General features: G+C 66.7%; 12 protein-coding genes. 4 read left to right on the top strand and 8 right to left on the bottom strand.

All coding sequences use genetic code 11. The annotated features are described in order from the left end of the window. Positions 1 to 7: 7 nt before the first annotated feature. A complete protein-coding gene (locus QCE73_RS35810; protein WP_035504774.1) occupies positions 8 to 571 on the bottom strand; it encodes a hypothetical protein in 564 nt (187 codons plus the stop codon). Positions 572 to 842: 271 nt separating this feature from the next. On the opposite strand from QCE73_RS35810, the gene QCE73_RS35805 reads away from it, so the two are divergent. The 3 genes from QCE73_RS35805 (at position 843) to QCE73_RS35795 (ending at position 2630) form a co-directional block, all read left to right on the top strand. After that, a complete protein-coding gene (locus tag QCE73_RS35805) occupies positions 843 to 1163 on the top strand; it encodes a DUF4148 domain-containing protein (protein WP_035504772.1) in 321 nt (106 codons plus the stop codon). Between the two features lie 154 nt (positions 1164 to 1317). Next, a complete protein-coding gene (locus QCE73_RS35800) occupies positions 1318 to 1803 on the top strand; it encodes a hypothetical protein (protein WP_035504769.1) in 486 nt (161 codons plus the stop codon). After that, a complete protein-coding gene (locus QCE73_RS35795) occupies positions 1800 to 2630 on the top strand; it encodes a hypothetical protein (RefSeq protein WP_309885606.1) in 831 nt (276 codons plus the stop codon). Before QCE73_RS35800 ends, QCE73_RS35795 begins: the two co-directional genes overlap by 4 nt. A gap of 30 nt (positions 2631 to 2660) precedes the next feature. Here the strand turns inward: QCE73_RS35795 and QCE73_RS35790 are convergent, their stop codons facing one another. After that, positions 2661 to 3437, bottom strand: a complete 777-nt coding sequence (locus tag QCE73_RS35790; protein ID WP_309885605.1) for a hypothetical protein — start codon at positions 3435 to 3437, stop codon at positions 2661 to 2663. A gap of 124 nt (positions 3438 to 3561) precedes the next feature. Here QCE73_RS35790 and QCE73_RS35785 point away from each other — a divergent pair, with 124 nt between their 5' ends. Beyond that, positions 3562 to 5352, top strand: coding sequence for a hybrid sensor histidine kinase/response regulator (locus tag QCE73_RS35785; RefSeq protein WP_309885604.1), 1791 nt, complete (start codon positions 3562 to 3564; stop codon positions 5350 to 5352). A gap of 25 nt (positions 5353 to 5377) precedes the next feature. Here QCE73_RS35785 and QCE73_RS35780 read toward each other — a convergent pair whose 3' ends face one another. From QCE73_RS35780 to tssM, 6 genes are all read right to left on the bottom strand, one after another. Further along, positions 5378 to 6133 (bottom strand): hypothetical protein, encoded by a 756-nt coding sequence (locus QCE73_RS35780; RefSeq protein ID WP_309885603.1) that lies wholly within the window; start codon positions 6131 to 6133, stop codon positions 5378 to 5380. Next, a complete protein-coding gene (locus QCE73_RS35775) occupies positions 6130 to 6828 on the bottom strand; it encodes a response regulator transcription factor (protein ID WP_250486739.1) in 699 nt (232 codons plus the stop codon). The genes QCE73_RS35780 and QCE73_RS35775 overlap by 4 nt, the downstream gene beginning before the upstream one ends. A 19-nt stretch (positions 6829 to 6847) precedes the next feature. Beyond that, positions 6848 to 8710, bottom strand: coding sequence for an MltA domain-containing protein (locus QCE73_RS35770; RefSeq protein WP_309885602.1), 1863 nt, complete (start codon positions 8708 to 8710; stop codon positions 6848 to 6850). A gap of 70 nt (positions 8711 to 8780) precedes the next feature. After that, a complete protein-coding gene (locus QCE73_RS35765) occupies positions 8781 to 10595 on the bottom strand; it encodes a serine/threonine-protein kinase (RefSeq protein WP_309885601.1) in 1815 nt (604 codons plus the stop codon). Further along, positions 10592 to 11338 (bottom strand): type VI secretion system-associated protein TagF, encoded by a 747-nt coding sequence (tagF, locus tag QCE73_RS35760; protein WP_309885600.1) that lies wholly within the window; start codon positions 11336 to 11338, stop codon positions 10592 to 10594. The genes QCE73_RS35765 and tagF overlap by 4 nt, the downstream gene beginning before the upstream one ends. Continuing rightward, positions 11335 to 14961, bottom strand: a complete 3627-nt coding sequence (gene tssM / locus QCE73_RS35755) for a type VI secretion system membrane subunit TssM (RefSeq protein ID WP_309885599.1) — start codon at positions 14959 to 14961, stop codon at positions 11335 to 11337. Before tssM ends, tagF begins: the two co-directional genes overlap by 4 nt. Positions 14962 to 14963 lie beyond the last annotated feature (2 nt).

Below are 14963 nucleotides of genomic sequence, written 5' to 3'. Positions count from 1 at the left end.
GCCGTCTTCAGCCGCAGACGCCATTCTTCGACATCTGCTCGCGGTCGCGTTCATCGGGCGCCTTGTACGTGCCGAACAGCATATCGGCGAGTGGAAAGACGAGGTTGTAATTCACATTCCGATAACGATGATGCATCCAGTGATTGCGCGCGAGCCACCGGTACGGATACCACTTCCTGAAGAACGCGTCGCTCGGCATATGCATCTGCCTGTGAGCGGCTATCCAGACGATGTGATGAAGCGCGAGAACGAGAGAGAAAACCAGAGCCAGGATGTGATCGAAATGATACAGCGCCGCGACGAATGGCACGGCGAGCACCGTGGTAAAGACGAAGTCGGGGTCCACGCTGATATACCGGCCATGCGGATCGGGTTCGTGATCGAAGCGCTTGTAATAGAGGTTGTGATGCAGGACGGCGTGTTTGTAGTGCGTCGATTTGACGAAGCCGCTCCATGCCGTGATGCGCGATCTCCTGTGCATGAAGTACCTATGGAAAATCCATTCGAGCACCGAGAGAAACGCATAGCTGAATGCGGCGGAAACAATGATATCGACGCACATGAAAATCATTTTATTCTGGAGTTTCCCGACAAAGCTATCGTCAACGCTCTGTAGGCAATCTAAATAAATACGATAGGCATGCCGATGTCCAGCCTGCATTCCAATTTTCTCGCTTGTCGTTCGTTTGATACCTGCGAACAGGTGTCAGCCGTATCCCGTCATGTCGGACGGGCCGTGTCCGGTCGTATCGAAGTTGAAGGCTTCGCCGCCTAAACTCCGATTGCCAGCTACGGGTCTCCTTTTTCGAATCCTGCTCGCTGGCATTCATGAGGAGGTCGCCATGAAAATGTTCGTTATTGCGGTTGCTGCTGCGTCGGCGCTCGCCGTGCCGCTTTCCGCGTTCTGTCAAACCGATGCGTCTCCGACGCGCGCCCAGGTGCGCGCCGAACTCGAACGACTGGAGCAGGCCGGTTATAACCCGGCAAAAGACGATCCAAACTATCCGGTGGACATTCAGACGGCTCAGGCGCGCGTAACGGCCCAGAGCGGCGCAACCGGCTATGGCGGCGTGTCATCCGGCACATCGACATCCGGTTCCCGCACTGTCGTTCAGCCCGCTTCATCCGAAGAGTTGAAGCAGATCTATTTCGGCGGACAGTAATCGCTTCGATCGCAGAAGAACCCATGCGCCGCGGATTCGCGAATCTTCGGCGCATTTTCATTTCATCGTAACCGTCCGGCCCGTTCAAACCGCATCGCTTCCGCTCGTCTATACGCAAGGAACAATCGAACAATCATCCGACGGGAAGGACATCATGGGTTTCTTCGATCTGGGCGTGCAGGAGGAAGCTTCGTTTCTCACAACCGTTCGACACACCGTTCTGGAAGGGCCGCTCACCGTGGTGCGCTTCTCGGATTCGAACCGCCACGAGAAGGGCGCATATGGCAAATACTGGATGTACGGCTCGGAAGTGCTCGAAGCCCTGGCACAGCGGACGATCGATCGCCTGATCCGCGATGTCCGGCGTCGCTGGGCCATCTCCAACGACTGGGGCGATCTGCGAAACTGCTGGGTGCTGCGCCTGCCGCAAGGCGCCGAACTCAACGCTTACTGGGGCTTCACGAAACCGCAGTCGCGGGTCTCGGAAGATGCGGCGAAGCGCCTCGCTCAACCCACCACGAAGTTTTATGCGGGCGGCTCCATTCAACTGATCCTGTCGATCGGACCGCGCGAGCGTGGCTACATCAGCGGACCCTTCAACACCCTCTGCCTCACATCGGCGATGATCGAAGGCCGATGAAATTCGCCGTCACCGTGGTCTCGCCGCCGGGCTATGCGCATTCCGCCGCATTCCACGAGGTGGCCGAAACGCTTCATCATGCGCTCTGCGCGCTCGGTCACGACAGCGTGATGACGCGCGAAGGCAAGCTCGACGGGCGACGCCATATCGTGCTCGGTTCGAACCTTCTGCCGCATTGCGGACTGACGCTCGCGCCGGACGCGATTCTCTACAATCTCGAACAGGTCCAAGCGGGATCGGCATGGATCACGCCCGGTCTGCTCGCGCTGCTGCGCCGTCATGTCGTGTGGGATTACAGCGCCGCGAACGCACGCGCTTTCGCAGCGCTCGGCGTGCATGTCGGGCGCGTGGTGCCGATCGGTTATGTGCCGGAACTCACGCGCATCCGCTTTGCCGAGCCGCGCGATATCGACGTGCTGTTCTTCGGTTCGCTGTGTGCGAGGCGCGCGAACATCATCGACAGAATGCGCGCGGCGGGCGTCGATGCGATCGCGGTGTTCGGCCTCTACGGACGCGCGCGCGACCGTCTCATCGCGCGTGCGAAGCTGCTGCTCAACGTGCACAGCCGCGCCGACGGCGTGCTCGAGATCGTGCGGCTTTCGTACTTGCTCGCCAACGGATGCGCGGTGCTGAGCGAGCGTTGCGCGAACCCGCAGGATGAAGCGCCGCTCGCGCACGCCATCGCCTTCGCCGATTACGATGCATTGCCCACACGCGCCGCCGAACTGCTTGCCTCGTACACGGAGCGCGAGCGGCTCGCGTGCGACGGTTTCGCTCACATGCGGGCGCGTTGCGCGGCGGACTATCTGCACGCCGCGCTCGCCTGAAATTGCGAACGAGCGGCGCTCAGGACACCATCACGGCGCGCACTGACTGGACTCCAGCGCGAGCAGATTCAGCACGAGCAGAATGGCAGACTGATTGTCCGCGCTGATCGAGATGCCGAGCGTGCCGCCGATCCATCGACCGATCTTGGTCGCCGCAAAATCCTCGCTTTGCGCGGACTTTTTGAGCGTGACGCCGAGCTTCAGCGCCCGATAGTGGTACGAAGGAATGTGATGCCGTGACGCGATGCCGAAGAGGCCGCCCTTGTCGCCCGAGCACCAGCCGAAGGTGCCGGCGAGCACCAGTTGCTCGTACTTGTCGAGTCCGCCGATGAACTCGCGGGCGAGATGCCGCACGCGCGCTTCATCGAGTCCATGTTGAATCAGAACCGAGCGGATCGGATCGTCCATCGCGTGCGCGTGTTCGTCCATCTGCTCTTCGACGCCATCCACTTCCATCGACACGTCGCGCTGATGGCTCGCGCTGCGCAGGTGATCGATCAGAAAGCGCCTGAAATACGCGCACACCGCATAACCGCTCGACGGCGCGCTGTGCTCGCCCGCATGGGATGCGCCGTGGCCGGGTTCGAGGCGCAACACCTTGGCATAGATGAACTGGGCGATCAGCTCTTCCTTGTCCTCGCGCAGCGCATGCAGCTCGGGCGGATGATACGTGCGCAGCGCGCCTTGCACGAGGTTATAGATCGACAGCATCTCGTCGTGCGACAGGTTCGTGCGCCGCCGCCACAGATCGGTGAGCATCGGAGTCGCGCCGCTTGCCTGCGCGACGTCCAGGGTCAGGGTTTCCATCTCGTCATCCCCCCATTCAGGTGGCCACGAATCGAGTATGGTTTTTTCCTACCAACCGACCAATATGCCGTTGGTAATAGCCGTCGTCTAAACGCCTGGGTATACCGGCCAAGGGGATGACAGAATGCATGGCGATCAACGAAAGCGCGTGCCCGACGCCGATATCGACCACGATGTCGCAAGCGCGCTCTATGCCTCCGATCCCGCCTCCTTTGCGACGCACGCCTGTGCGATCGTGCTTCTCGTCGTCGTTTATGGCGCACGCGCGGGCGAAGGGCTGCTGCCGCTCTTTTGCGTGCTGCTCTATGGCGTGGCGATCTGGCTATCCATCGGCTTGTGGGCGTGGCGTCGGCGTCGGCCCTCGCGGTTCGGCGCGCGCCGGTGGATCGAACTGCACGCGTTGAGGAACGTCGCGCTCTACAGCGCGCCGGGCCTGTCAGTCTGGTTCGCGTTCCAGCATGCGTTTGCGGGACTCGCCGCCGCGCATATCGTGCTGCTCGTCGCGCTCGCGGCGCTCGCTTATGGCGCGAATGGCCTGAACCTTCTCAACCTTCGCAGCGCGGTGATGCCACTGCTTCTGCCCGCTGCCGCGCTGCATCTTCTGCAACCGGAACATGGCCGGCTCGAACTGGGCGTCGCGCTCGTCATTTTCATCGCCGCCGTGGATCGGCTCGCATCGCAGTATCGCGGACTCTTTCGCGGCATCGTCGAGGCGCGCGTCGATCAGCAGCGGCTCGCCGAAACCATCGCGCGGCAAAAGAGCGTGATTGAAGAAGCGAGCATCGCGAGGACGCGTTTCTTCGCGGCGGCGAGTCACGATCTGCGTCAGCCGCTGCATGCGATCGGCCTGCTCGCGCAGACGCTCACCGATCGCCATGCGAGCGAAGCCGAGCGCGAGGACACCGCGCAGCATATCGTCGGCAATGTCGAGGCGTTGAACCATCTCTTCAATCAGGTGCTCGATCTCGCGCGCATCGAAAGCGGCGTGACGCAAGTGATGCCGCAGCACTTCCATCTCTCCGACGTGCTCGCGCGCATCGAACGGCAGTTTCGTCCCGCTGCGGCCGCGAAGGGGCTGGCGTTGCGCATCGCGCCGACGACCTGCGTCGCGTTCACCGATCCCGTGCTGCTCGAACGCGTGCTGGTCAATCTCGTCGCGAACGCGGTGCGTTATACCGAGCGCGGCGCCGTGTGGGTCGGTGTGCGCCGGGCCGCGAGCCGCGAGCGCTGCTTCATCGAAGTGCGCGATTCGGGCATCGGCATTGCGCCGCAGGAGCACGCGCTCGTGTTCGAGGAGTTCTATCAGGCGCCGCTCGCGCATCGCGACGGCCGCCAGGGTCACGGTCTCGGGCTTTCGACGGTGCGCAGTCTCACGCGCCTGATCGGCTGCGAGCCGATGCTGCGCTCCGCGCCCGGCCGCGGCACGACCATGCGCGTGCCGGTCGCAACCGGCGACGCGAGTCTCGTCACCGCGAGCCTCGTCGCGTCGCCCGCGATGAGCGCGTTCATCGACGGCCGCCGCGTGCTGTGCGTCGATGACGATCCCGCGAATCTCGACGCGCTCGGCGCCTTGCTCGCGCGCTGGGGCTGCGTCGTGCGCGGCTGCCGCGACGAGCTCGCCGCGGTGCGCGCGATCTCCGAAGGCTTCGTGCCGGACGTGCTGTTCTGCGACTATCGGATCGACCGTCATCAGACGGGCATCGAAGCGATGCAGGCGGTGCGCGAGGCGTTGCGCCGGCGCGGCCACAACGGTCTCGCACGCGTGATGATCACGGGCGACATGACATCGCCCGAACTCGCGGCGCTGGCGGCAGAAGGCGTGCCGGTGCTGCACAAGCCGGTCACGCCGACGCGCCTGCGCCGCACGCTCGACATGCTGCTGCAACCGCACGGGCAGGGGCACGAGGCGGCGTGATTCGGGGGCTTGCGCTTGGCGCGCGTCACGCGACGTTGCCGCGCATGCGCAGCGCACGCAGATACTGCCCGGCCACTTCCGATGCGCCGTAATGCACCACGGTCTCATCGACGAGCGCCCACACTTGCGCGCCCGCGAGGCGCACGCGCCGGCAGAACGAAAGGTCTTCGGACAGGTAATGTCCCTGTTCCTCGATGGTGTCGAAGAAGCCGTAGAAGCGGCCATCTGGCAGCGCGTCGCGATATTGCTCGGGCGGCGCATAGCATTGCGTGAACGGCAGCGTGAGGTCGAACGCATCGCGGCGCGCGAGAAAGATGCCGGTGCCGACGTGCTCCGCTTCCACGAAACCATCGGTGACGCGCGCGTGGCCGTCGCCGGAAGTCCTGAGACGCACCGTGTAGTCCGCATGTTTTTCGAGCCATGCGCGCAGCGTCAGCCCCTGATCCGCCTCGCCGATGCACTTGTCGAGGTTCACGCGCCGGTACGGATACGCGACGCCCGCCACGCACTTGCCGGCGGCGAGCAGCTTCATGACCGCTTGCGGCGCGAAGCGCATGTCGGTGTCGAGAAAGAGCAGATGCGAGAACTCCGGATGCGCGACGAAATAGCTCGCGAAGAAGTTGCGCGCGCGAATCACGTGCGACGAGCCCACGTGCATCGTCTGGAAGCCGCAGCCCGCGTCAGTGAGCGCGCGGGCGGTTTCCATCAGCGAGAAGGCGAAGTTGATGTGCACGTCGTCGTGATGGGTCGGCAGGCAGATGAGCACGTTGGGCGCGGTCATAGCTCGCGTCCCGTGCGCAGCCAGTCGTTGATGACGGCGATCGCGGCCGAGCGGCTATGCACGCCGAGCGCCCGGAAGATCACCGAAAGGTGGACCTTCACCGTGCCTTCGGCGAGTTGCAGTTCGCGCGCGATCATCTTGTTCGTGCAGCCGCGATGCACGAGCCGCATGATCTCGCGTTGACGCGGCGAGAGGTTCTCCATCAGATGCCGGTGATGCGATGCGAGCGGCGCGCCGGGTGCGTTCCTGAGCGGTTGCGTCGCGTCGGCGGGATGCGGCGCGACGGCGTCCGCATCGACGAGGCAGAGCGCTTCGATCGGCACGTAGGCACCGCCCGATAGCACCAGCTCGATGGCCTTGAGCATCACGTTGGCGGGCTCGCGCTTGGGCACGAAGCCAAGCGCGCCCGCCGCGAGCACGGCGCGCATCTCATCGACGGATTCTTCCGCCGACAGCACGACGAGCGGCAATGCGGGATTGGCCTTCAGCAGCGCTGTCAGCGACGACGCGCTCGCCATGCCCGACATGTGCAGATCGACGATCGCGAGATCGTGATTCGCGTCGGGATGCGCGGCGGCGGCGAGCGTGTCCCAGCTATCCGCTTCGTCGAACTGCGCTTCCCGATCGAGACCGCGCAACAGCGACTTCACCGCATGGCGGATCAGTTCATGATCGTCGGCGACGAGGAATTTCATGCTCGCTCCAGCGTGTGCTTCATGGCGCGCTCGATGGCGTATCGTCGACGCACAGGTCCGGGTCGCTCACGACGCAATCGGCGCTCGGCATCGCCGGACCGCCGCGCACGCGCACCGTCGATTCCTTCGCCGAGATGCGCAGGCCCTTGGGCAGCAGCACCCACATCTGCGCCGGCTGCTTCATGCGGCTCGCCTTCTGCTGCGCCTTCTCGCCGGTGCCGAAGAAGTAGTCGGCGCGCACCGCGCCGCGAATCGCGCCGCCCGCGTCCTGCGCCATCAGGAGGCGCGAGACCTGCGAACCGTTCGCCGCTTCCGTCGCGTTGATGAATACCGGCGCGCCGAGCGGCGTCGTGCGTGGATCGACGGCCGCGGAGCGTTCCGCCGATAGCGGCACGCCGAGCGCGCCGATCGGCCCGGCGGCGGAATCGGGGATGGCCCGGAAGAAAACGTAGCTCGGGTCCGACGATGCGAACGCATAGGCGATCGATGGCGCGGGCGCGTCGGATGTCTCGGTGGCGGGCGCAGCGGATTGAACCGACGTGTGCACCGCCGACGGCGAAGTGCTCACGCGCGCCGGCCGCACGGCGGGCGTCGCGCCCTTCGCGAGACTGAAGCCGCGCAACAGCGGCGATTCGGGCGGGCCTTCGGGGCGTGCCGCCGTGTCGTCGGGCGGATCGGCGTCGGCGGCGCCGCGCAGCAGCACGGACTTCGGCGCGTCGTCGGAATTGGACGCATCGATATGGCCGGGCGTTTCCTGCGTGCTCACGTCGCGTTCGTCCAGATCGATCTCGACGCCGCGCACGAGCACCTTGCGGCCCTGGCTCGACGCACTCGCGACCGGCGGATTGAAGGCCAGCCCATTCTGCTCGGCGTACGCGAGCCGGATGACGCCCGCGCCATCGGGCAGCACGATCTTCCCCGCGCCTTGCAACTGCATCGCATAGAGCATCGCGGGGTCCGCGACCCACGCGAGCACCGGCGCGTCGATGCGCCCGCGCTCGATCTGCGCGCGCGAATAGTAAGGCACGATGCGGTTGCCCTCGCGACGCAGCCGCAGCTTCTTGTCGCGGATGTCGGGCACGCTGTTGCCGAGGTCGAGCGCGTAGACGCCTTTCGCATTGCCGGTCGCGATCGCCGCGAGCGGCACCACCGTGCGTCCCTCGACGCGCGCCATGACCGCTTCGCTGCGCGCATTCGGCGGCAGGCGGCGCGCATCGAGGAACAGCATGTCGCGCGGCACGCCGTAGACGGGGAAGACGTAAGGCGAGCCGTATTTGCGGCTGCCGCGCAGGACCGGCTCGTAATAGCCGGTCAGCACGCCGCGCGAACTCCTGTCGACGTTGCGGATCTGGTAGACCGTGAAGTTGTCCTCGAAGAAGCGGCGCACCGCGGCGTTGTCGCTGGCGGCGATGCCGCGCGCCGCCGCGCAGGGCGCCGCCCACGCGGCCTTGCCCGACAGCACCGAGCAGCCGCGCCGGAAGGCGTCCCACGATTGCGCGACGTCGTCGCCGGACCAGCCCGGCACGCTGGAAAAGGGCACAGGCGTGTAGAGCGCGTTCTTCGTGGCGAAGGGCGTCGCGGTGCCGGACAGCGCGGCTGTGGGACTCGCGGGCAACGGATTGACGATCCCCGGCTCACGCCCCGATGCCGCCGCGCTGACGATCGGCGCCTGTTCGACCGGTTCCTCGGAAGCGGCGCTGGTCGAGGCCGTGTCGCGCGCCTGCGCGACTTGCGCGGGCGTCGATGTCGGCGAATTCGCGCACGCGGCGAGCGCGCCCGCGAGCATCGTGCAAAGCAGGGAAAGCGCGGCGCGCGCGGCTAAAGGAGAAACGCCGGGCGTGCGTCCCGACTTCGCGGCTCGGCCGCGCGTTCGTGGTGCCATGATGTCCTCGTCCAGCCGCAGTGGCTTTCGACTTGCCGTGCCGCGCGTCATCGGCGTGATGCGCGTTGCGCTATTTAGACGAATGGACGACATCGATTTTGAAGGCGGCCGCGCCGAACGCGACCGGGCACGAAGGCGTCCCGCTGCCGCACGACGGCACGCCCGCGAACGGCGACGCCGTGAGCGTGCGCTGCGCCGCCGCCGCGTTCTGAGCCTCGGGCGAGAGGCTCGCGAACACGGAATCGTGCGTCATGTCGAGCGCCGCGAAATCGCGCGGCGCGCTCGACACGATCGCGATGAAATGATTCGCGCCGACGGGCTCGCCCGCTTCCATCGGCCAGCTCGGGCGCGGCAGCACGAGGCGTTTCTTCGCGCCGATGCGGTTGTCGCGGTCGAGTTCGTTCGGGAACAGTTGCAGATACTGGTTCGCCGGATCGACGACGAACACGTAGAGATATCCATCGCGATTGCTCGTGATCGAGAAGCGCAGCCGGTCACGCCCGATGACGGCGCGCGGCTGCGGCACTTCCGCCTTCACGACGATGGACGGGTCCGCGAGCGCGGCGATGCGCGTGAATTCATCGGCGGGGGTGAAGGGTGGCAATGCGGGCGGCGGTGCGACCGGAGCCTGCACGCCGGATGCCGCCGATGCCACGGCAGGCGCGGCGGAAGCCGGAACCGGCGCGCTCGCGACGTTCGCCGCGCGATCGACAGAAGCGGAAGGCGCGTGCGACAGCAGCTTCGGCACGAAGAAGCCGAGCGCCGCCGCCGTCGCGAGTCCGCAGGCCGCACCGAGCAACCAGCCGACGCGCCGCCGCGCGCCGGGCGTCATGCCGCTCGCGCCGCCGCCCGCCGCGTCCTCGTCGAGGGAAATGCCGAGTTCGGCGGCGAACTGCCGGTCGGTCTGCGGCCGGTTCGCGGGCTGGACGCTGAGCGCGTGATCGATCGCCTTCAGAAAGCGCTCCGAGTAACGCCCGGCTGCGAGCTTCGCGAGCGGCTGATAGCTGTCCTTCACCATCCGCCCGACGGACGGCGGCGGCGTCTTCCCGGTGATCGCGAAGTAGACGAGCGCGGCGAGCGCGTAGTGATCGGTCCACGGTCCCTGCCTGAGCGACGGCACTTCGGCGTACTGCTCGATCGGCGCATAGCCCGGCTTCAGGATCACGGTCAGCGCCTGCGTCATGTCGCCGATCACGCGTCGCGCCGCGCCGAAATCGAGCAGCACGGGCCGATGACTTTCCTCCAGCAAAATGATGTTGTCCGGCGCGATATCGCGATGAAAGCAGTTCGCCGCATGCAGCACGGCGAGCGCATCGACGAGCGGCGTGAGCAGCGCGCGCAGCCAGGCTTCGTCGGGCGGCGTTTTTCTGGCCTTGAGCGCGTCCCTGAGCGTCACGCCCTTGTAGTACGGCATCACCATGTAGGCGGTGCCGTTGGCTTCCCAGAAGCGGTACACCTTCACGAGCGACTGATGATCGAAGCGCGCAAGCAGCCGGGCCTCGTCGTTGATGAAGCTTTTCAGACCCGCGCGGAACATGCTCTCGTAGCGCGCGGAGCGGACCTGCACCTGCGTTGCGCCGACCCGCGCGGCGAGCGCCGACGGCATGTACTCCTTGAGCGCGACATGACGGTCGAGCGAGGTATCGAAAGCCAGATAGACGATGCCGAAGCCGCCTTCGCCGATCAGCCCGAGAATCTCGAATTCGCCGAGCCGCGTGCCCGTCGGCAGGACGTTGTGCGTGGCTGCCTGCTCGAAGGCTTGCGTCGCGCCCGGCGCGTCCTGTTGCCTAAAGCCGCTCACGATCACCGTCCGGTCGTCGCCGGCGTTGTTCTCGGTCCTGCCGTCGTCGCGGTCGTCTTCGGGCGCGCGGCCAGTCGCGTTCATGATCCGCAATCCCGCAACAGGGTGGTGAAGAGCGCCGTGTCCGGCAGCCCGTAGACCGGCCACACGGTGAACGGGCGCGGCGCGGCGTCGGGCGGATCGGCGGGGCTCGCGGACTGCGCCGAGGTCCACATGCTCATGCCGTAGACCTCGCTCTGCCACGCCGGCGCGAAGCTGCGCGCGAGCGTCTCGGGCAGCGCCTCGGGCGACTGCACGATCCACGGCTCGTCGAGCACGGCTGAGCGCGTGGCGGCGGCCGGCGCGCTCAGCACCGGCACGGGCAGCGCGGCGAGTTGCTCGTCGAGGCGCTCGATGCTGTGATCGAAATCGAGCGCGACGAGCGCGACGCCTTCGATCGCCGAAAGCCATTGCCACAGCGCGGCGACCTCCGCGCCCGTGGACGGCGCGCACGGCAGCGCCGCCGCGATGGTCAGCGGGAAATGCCGCCCGACGCGGTCCACCGACGCCATCACGACGCCCGTCCAGCACGAGGCGAGCGTCGGCGCGATCGCGCCGGGCATCGCGAAGAAGCGCCATACCGGACACGTGAGATAGAGTTCGAGCCAGTCCGCGCCGAGCGCGTGCTGCGTCTCCGCGACGCGCTGCGCGAGCCACGCGTCCCACGGCGCGACGAACGCGTCGGACAGACGCCGCGCGGCGAAATCGCCGAGCGAGGGCAGCTTGCCGTACCAGCCCGCGATGCCCGCGCCGCCATCGACGAGCGTCGCGCCGAGATCGTCGCTCATAGGCGTTCCGGACAGGAAAACTTGCGCAGATCCGCGAGGCGGAACGGATTCTCGACGCTGTTCGCCGTCACTTCGAAGCGCGCCTTGCGGCCTTCCACATCGAAGGTCACGATGAAGCGCTCGGGCTGATCGGTCGGCTCCACGTCGAGGCGGTCGAACATGCGGAACAGCGCCCACGGGCCTTCGAACATCACGTTGCTCGCGCCGCTCGACGGCGGCGGCGTCAGTTGCAGGCTCACGCGTCCCGAGCCGCGCGCGCCGGGCCACTGGATCGTCGTCGCGATCTGCGGGCCGTGCGCGTAGTTGAGCACCTGCCCGTCGACATCGAGCGTGAAGGAGAGAATCGTCGGGTCCATGTCGAGCGGCTTGAACTTGAGCGTGAGCGCGGGCGTCTTGCCGCCCGCCGCGAAGAACACGCCGCGGATGGTCGCGGCGCGCTCGAACTGCGCGAGTCCCGCCGGGCTCACTTGCGTCGCCGACGAATCCGATTTCTTGAAGGCCCACGGCTTCGCGGAAACATCGACGTCCTGCGCGAGGTTCTTCTGGAAGAAGTCGTCGAACTTGCCGCCCGGTGCGAACAGCGCGCCGAAATCCTCGGGCAGCACGTCGCGCGTCGAGCCGGGATTGAACGGATAGCGCCCGCCCACCGCGCTCACGCAGTACGCGGAAATCGACTCCTTCAGATCGCCCGTCATGTTGGCGCGCCGCACCTGCTGCGTCTGCGCGGCGCCCTGACTGCCGAGATCGAGCAGCGCGGTGCGGATCGGCTCGGGCATGCGCGCCGCCTGCGTGCGCAGTTTCGCGGGCGCGTCCGAGGGCGGCGGCGCGGTTTTCTGCTGGAGGGCTTCGTCGGTCGCGCTCAGGTAGGTGTAGACGTCGTTGATCAACGCGAGCATCTGCGTGACGGGCGGCGGCTGACCGCCGCCCGGGCTCGTCACGAGCGCGCGCAGCCCGGTGAAGCGGTCATCGACGATGCTCTCCAGCCGCGTGCCCGGCGCGACCGGCGCGATGCGCGTCGGGTCCGGCCCGCCGATGATGTTCAGCAACTGCTGGCGCGCCGCGCTGATCTTGTCGGTGGCTTTATCGACGACCGTGGTTTCGCTGTCGGGCTTCGCGCCGAGCGTGGTCTCGCGCGAGGCGGCCTTGATCAGCATCGCGAGCGGCGAATCCGGCGCGGACAGGATGCGCGCGATCTGCACCGACTGCGTCAGGTTGTCCGAACGCACGATGCGCACGTCGTTCAGAAACTCGGTCCAGACGCGCACGTAGTCCTGGAGATAGAGCAGCCGCACGTCTTCGGTCAGACGCTGCACCGCCGCCGGATCGCCGCGCGGCAGGCCGCTCTGGTCGCGGATGCCGAGCACCCACGGCTCTTCGGCGGCGAGCTGCACCGAGACCTGATCGACGGCCTTCAGAAACGCCTTGTGATAGCCATCGAACGAATACAGGCCGGGCACGCCATTCGTCAGCGGCTTGCCGCTCGAACGCACGAACACGAGCGACGCGTTCGGCCCCGCCGCACGCGCCACGGTGAATTCCGGAAAGTCCGCGCCGACGCCTTGCTGCTTCACGCGCCCGTACACCCGCTGCGCGAGCGTGCTGGTGGCGAGCATCGCGCGCACATGCGCGACGAGGCGTTCGTCGAACGGCAGATTCGGATGCACCACGCCGCGCGCGAACAGCGTATCGAGATGCGCGGCGAGGGTGGCGCGCTCCTCGTTGCCGACTTCGCGCGGCAGGGTGCGATCCCAGTCGGTGACGATCCAGGTCTTGAGCGCATCGGCGTCCTGATGATCGGGCTGGTTCATCATCAGATACGCCTTGAGCGATTCATACGCGTAGCCCGGGTTCGACGGGTTTGCGCCGCGCACCTGTTCCTCGATGCGCGCCGCGAGCTTCGGCAGGAACAGATCGTCGAGCAGGCGCTCGTACGCGTCGTTCGCGGCGGCGTCGAGCTTCGCGCCTTGCCACAGGCCGAGCTTCATCGCGAGCGGCGGATGCGCGGCATCGACTTGCGGGGTCGAGGCGAGATTGCGTACCGCCGAGAGCAGCGGCAGCAGCGCGACCACATTCGCGTTCGCGGCCGTCGTGCCCGCCGCGGCCTGCTTCGCGAGCTGCGCGGTCTGATCGACGCTCGCCACGTAGGAACGGTTGCGCAGATAGCTCGTGCCCCAGAGCGTGAGCGCGCACGCGCTCACAGCCGTGATCGCCGCGTAGGCCGAGAGCCGCCACAGATGCCGCCGCCGCGCCCATTGCAGATTCGATCCGGCGAGGCCTTGTTCCGTGAACACGACCCGCGTGAGCAGCCGTTCGAGAAAGAAGCTGCGCCCGCTCGATGCGCGCGCTGGCTGCACGCCGCGCTCGATACCGAACGCGCGCGTGAGAGACCCCATTACGCGGTCGATGGGCGTGCCTTCCTGCGTGCCGCTCGTGAAATAGACGCCGCGCACGAGCGGGATGTCGTCGTGCTTCGACTGCACGAAGGTCGCGCGCAATGCCTCGGCGAGCACCGGTTTCAGCGCGGCGAACTGCTGCGGAAAGCCCATGATCGCGGCGCGCTGCGCGATGCCGGTCTCCGTGTTCAGGCGCTCGGGAAGACGCGCGACGAGGCGTGCTTCGAGCGCATCGAGCTCGGCATCGACGCGCGCGGCGAATTCGGCTTCGCTGAGCGGGCGCTTCGGATCGTACGGAAAGGTGAAGCCGAAGACCTGCGCGCGCTCGTCCTTCGACAGATCCGCGAAAAACTCCGTGAAGCCCGCCAGCAGGTCCGTTTTGGTGACGAGCACATAGACCGGAAAGCGCGTGCGAAAGGCCTGCATCAGCTCGCGCATCCGCGCGCGCAGCGTCGCTGCCATGTCGCCGGCGCTCGCGGGCGTCGCGGCGAGCAGATCGGGCACGGCGAGCGTCATCAGCACGCCGTTGATCGGCTGGCGCGGACGCGTCTTGCGCAGCAGCGCGAGGAAGCCTTGCCACGCGGCCTGATCGGTGTCGCGGTCGCTTTCGTGGGTGGTGTAGCGGCCGGCGGTGTCGATCAATACGGCGTCGTCGGTGAACCACCAGTCGCAGTTGCGCGTGCCGCCGACGCCGCGAATCTTGTCGGTGCCGAAGCGCTCGGCCAGCGGGAAGCGCAGCCCGGAATGCACCAGCGCCGTGGTCTTGCCCGCGCCCGGCGCGCCGATGAACATGTACCACGGCAACTGATACAGATACTGTCTGCCCGAGAGCGTGATCCAGTCGCGCCAGCCCGGCTTTCTCCCCGACGCGGTGATGCGCGCATCGCGCAGCGCGCCGAGCGCTTCGTCGAAGCGTTTGGTGAGCGTCGCGACTTCCGCTTCGCCGGGCGTAGGCGCTGCATTGGTTCGCGCCATCTCGGGCGGCGCGGCGAGTCCGGCGCAGAGCGCGGCCTGCGTGCGCCGCGCGCGCCATGCGACCCACGCATGGCGCAGCACGAGCAGCAGCACGACGCAGCCCATCGCGATGAAGCGCGCATCGCGTGTTTCGAGCGGATACTTGCCGGCGATCGACACGAGCGGCCCGGCGATCCATATCGCGCCCGAAACGAGCAGAAGTCCGATGACGAGCAACAGCAGCGGATGGAAGACGATCTTCAGAAGCTTCTTCATGG

The sequence above is a fragment of the Caballeronia sp. LZ029 genome, from assembly GCF_031451275.1.
Lineage (GTDB): Bacteria > Pseudomonadota > Gammaproteobacteria > Burkholderiales > Burkholderiaceae > Caballeronia > Caballeronia jiangsuensis.
The sequence above is the reverse complement of the archived record's forward strand: the minus strand, read 5'-3'. Positions and strand labels throughout refer to the sequence as shown.

Coding starts and splice junctions, on each gene's coding strand:
- QCE73_RS35795 (WP_309885606.1), top strand. CDS start 1,800: ATGAAATTCGCCGTCACCGTGGTCTCGCCGCCGGGCTATGCGCATTCC.
- QCE73_RS35770 (WP_309885602.1), bottom strand. CDS start 8,710: ATGGCACCACGAACGCGCGGCCGAGCCGCGAAGTCGGGACGCACGCCC.
- QCE73_RS35800 (WP_035504769.1), top strand. CDS start 1,318: ATGGGTTTCTTCGATCTGGGCGTGCAGGAGGAAGCTTCGTTTCTCACA.
- QCE73_RS35790 (WP_309885605.1), bottom strand. CDS start 3,437: ATGGAAACCCTGACCCTGGACGTCGCGCAGGCAAGCGGCGCGACTCCG.
- tagF (WP_309885600.1), bottom strand. CDS start 11,338: ATGAGCGACGATCTCGGCGCGACGCTCGTCGATGGCGGCGCGGGCATC.
- QCE73_RS35765 (WP_309885601.1), bottom strand. CDS start 10,595: ATGAACGCGACTGGCCGCGCGCCCGAAGACGACCGCGACGACGGCAGG.
- QCE73_RS35785 (WP_309885604.1), top strand. CDS start 3,562: ATGCATGGCGATCAACGAAAGCGCGTGCCCGACGCCGATATCGACCAC.
- tssM (WP_309885599.1), bottom strand. CDS start 14,961: ATGAAGAAGCTTCTGAAGATCGTCTTCCATCCGCTGCTGTTGCTCGTC.
- QCE73_RS35805 (WP_035504772.1), top strand. CDS start 843: ATGAAAATGTTCGTTATTGCGGTTGCTGCTGCGTCGGCGCTCGCCGTG.
- QCE73_RS35810 (WP_035504774.1), bottom strand. CDS start 571: ATGATTTTCATGTGCGTCGATATCATTGTTTCCGCCGCATTCAGCTAT.
- QCE73_RS35780 (WP_309885603.1), bottom strand. CDS start 6,133: ATGACCGCGCCCAACGTGCTCATCTGCCTGCCGACCCATCACGACGAC.
- QCE73_RS35775 (WP_250486739.1), bottom strand. CDS start 6,828: ATGAAATTCCTCGTCGCCGACGATCATGAACTGATCCGCCATGCGGTG.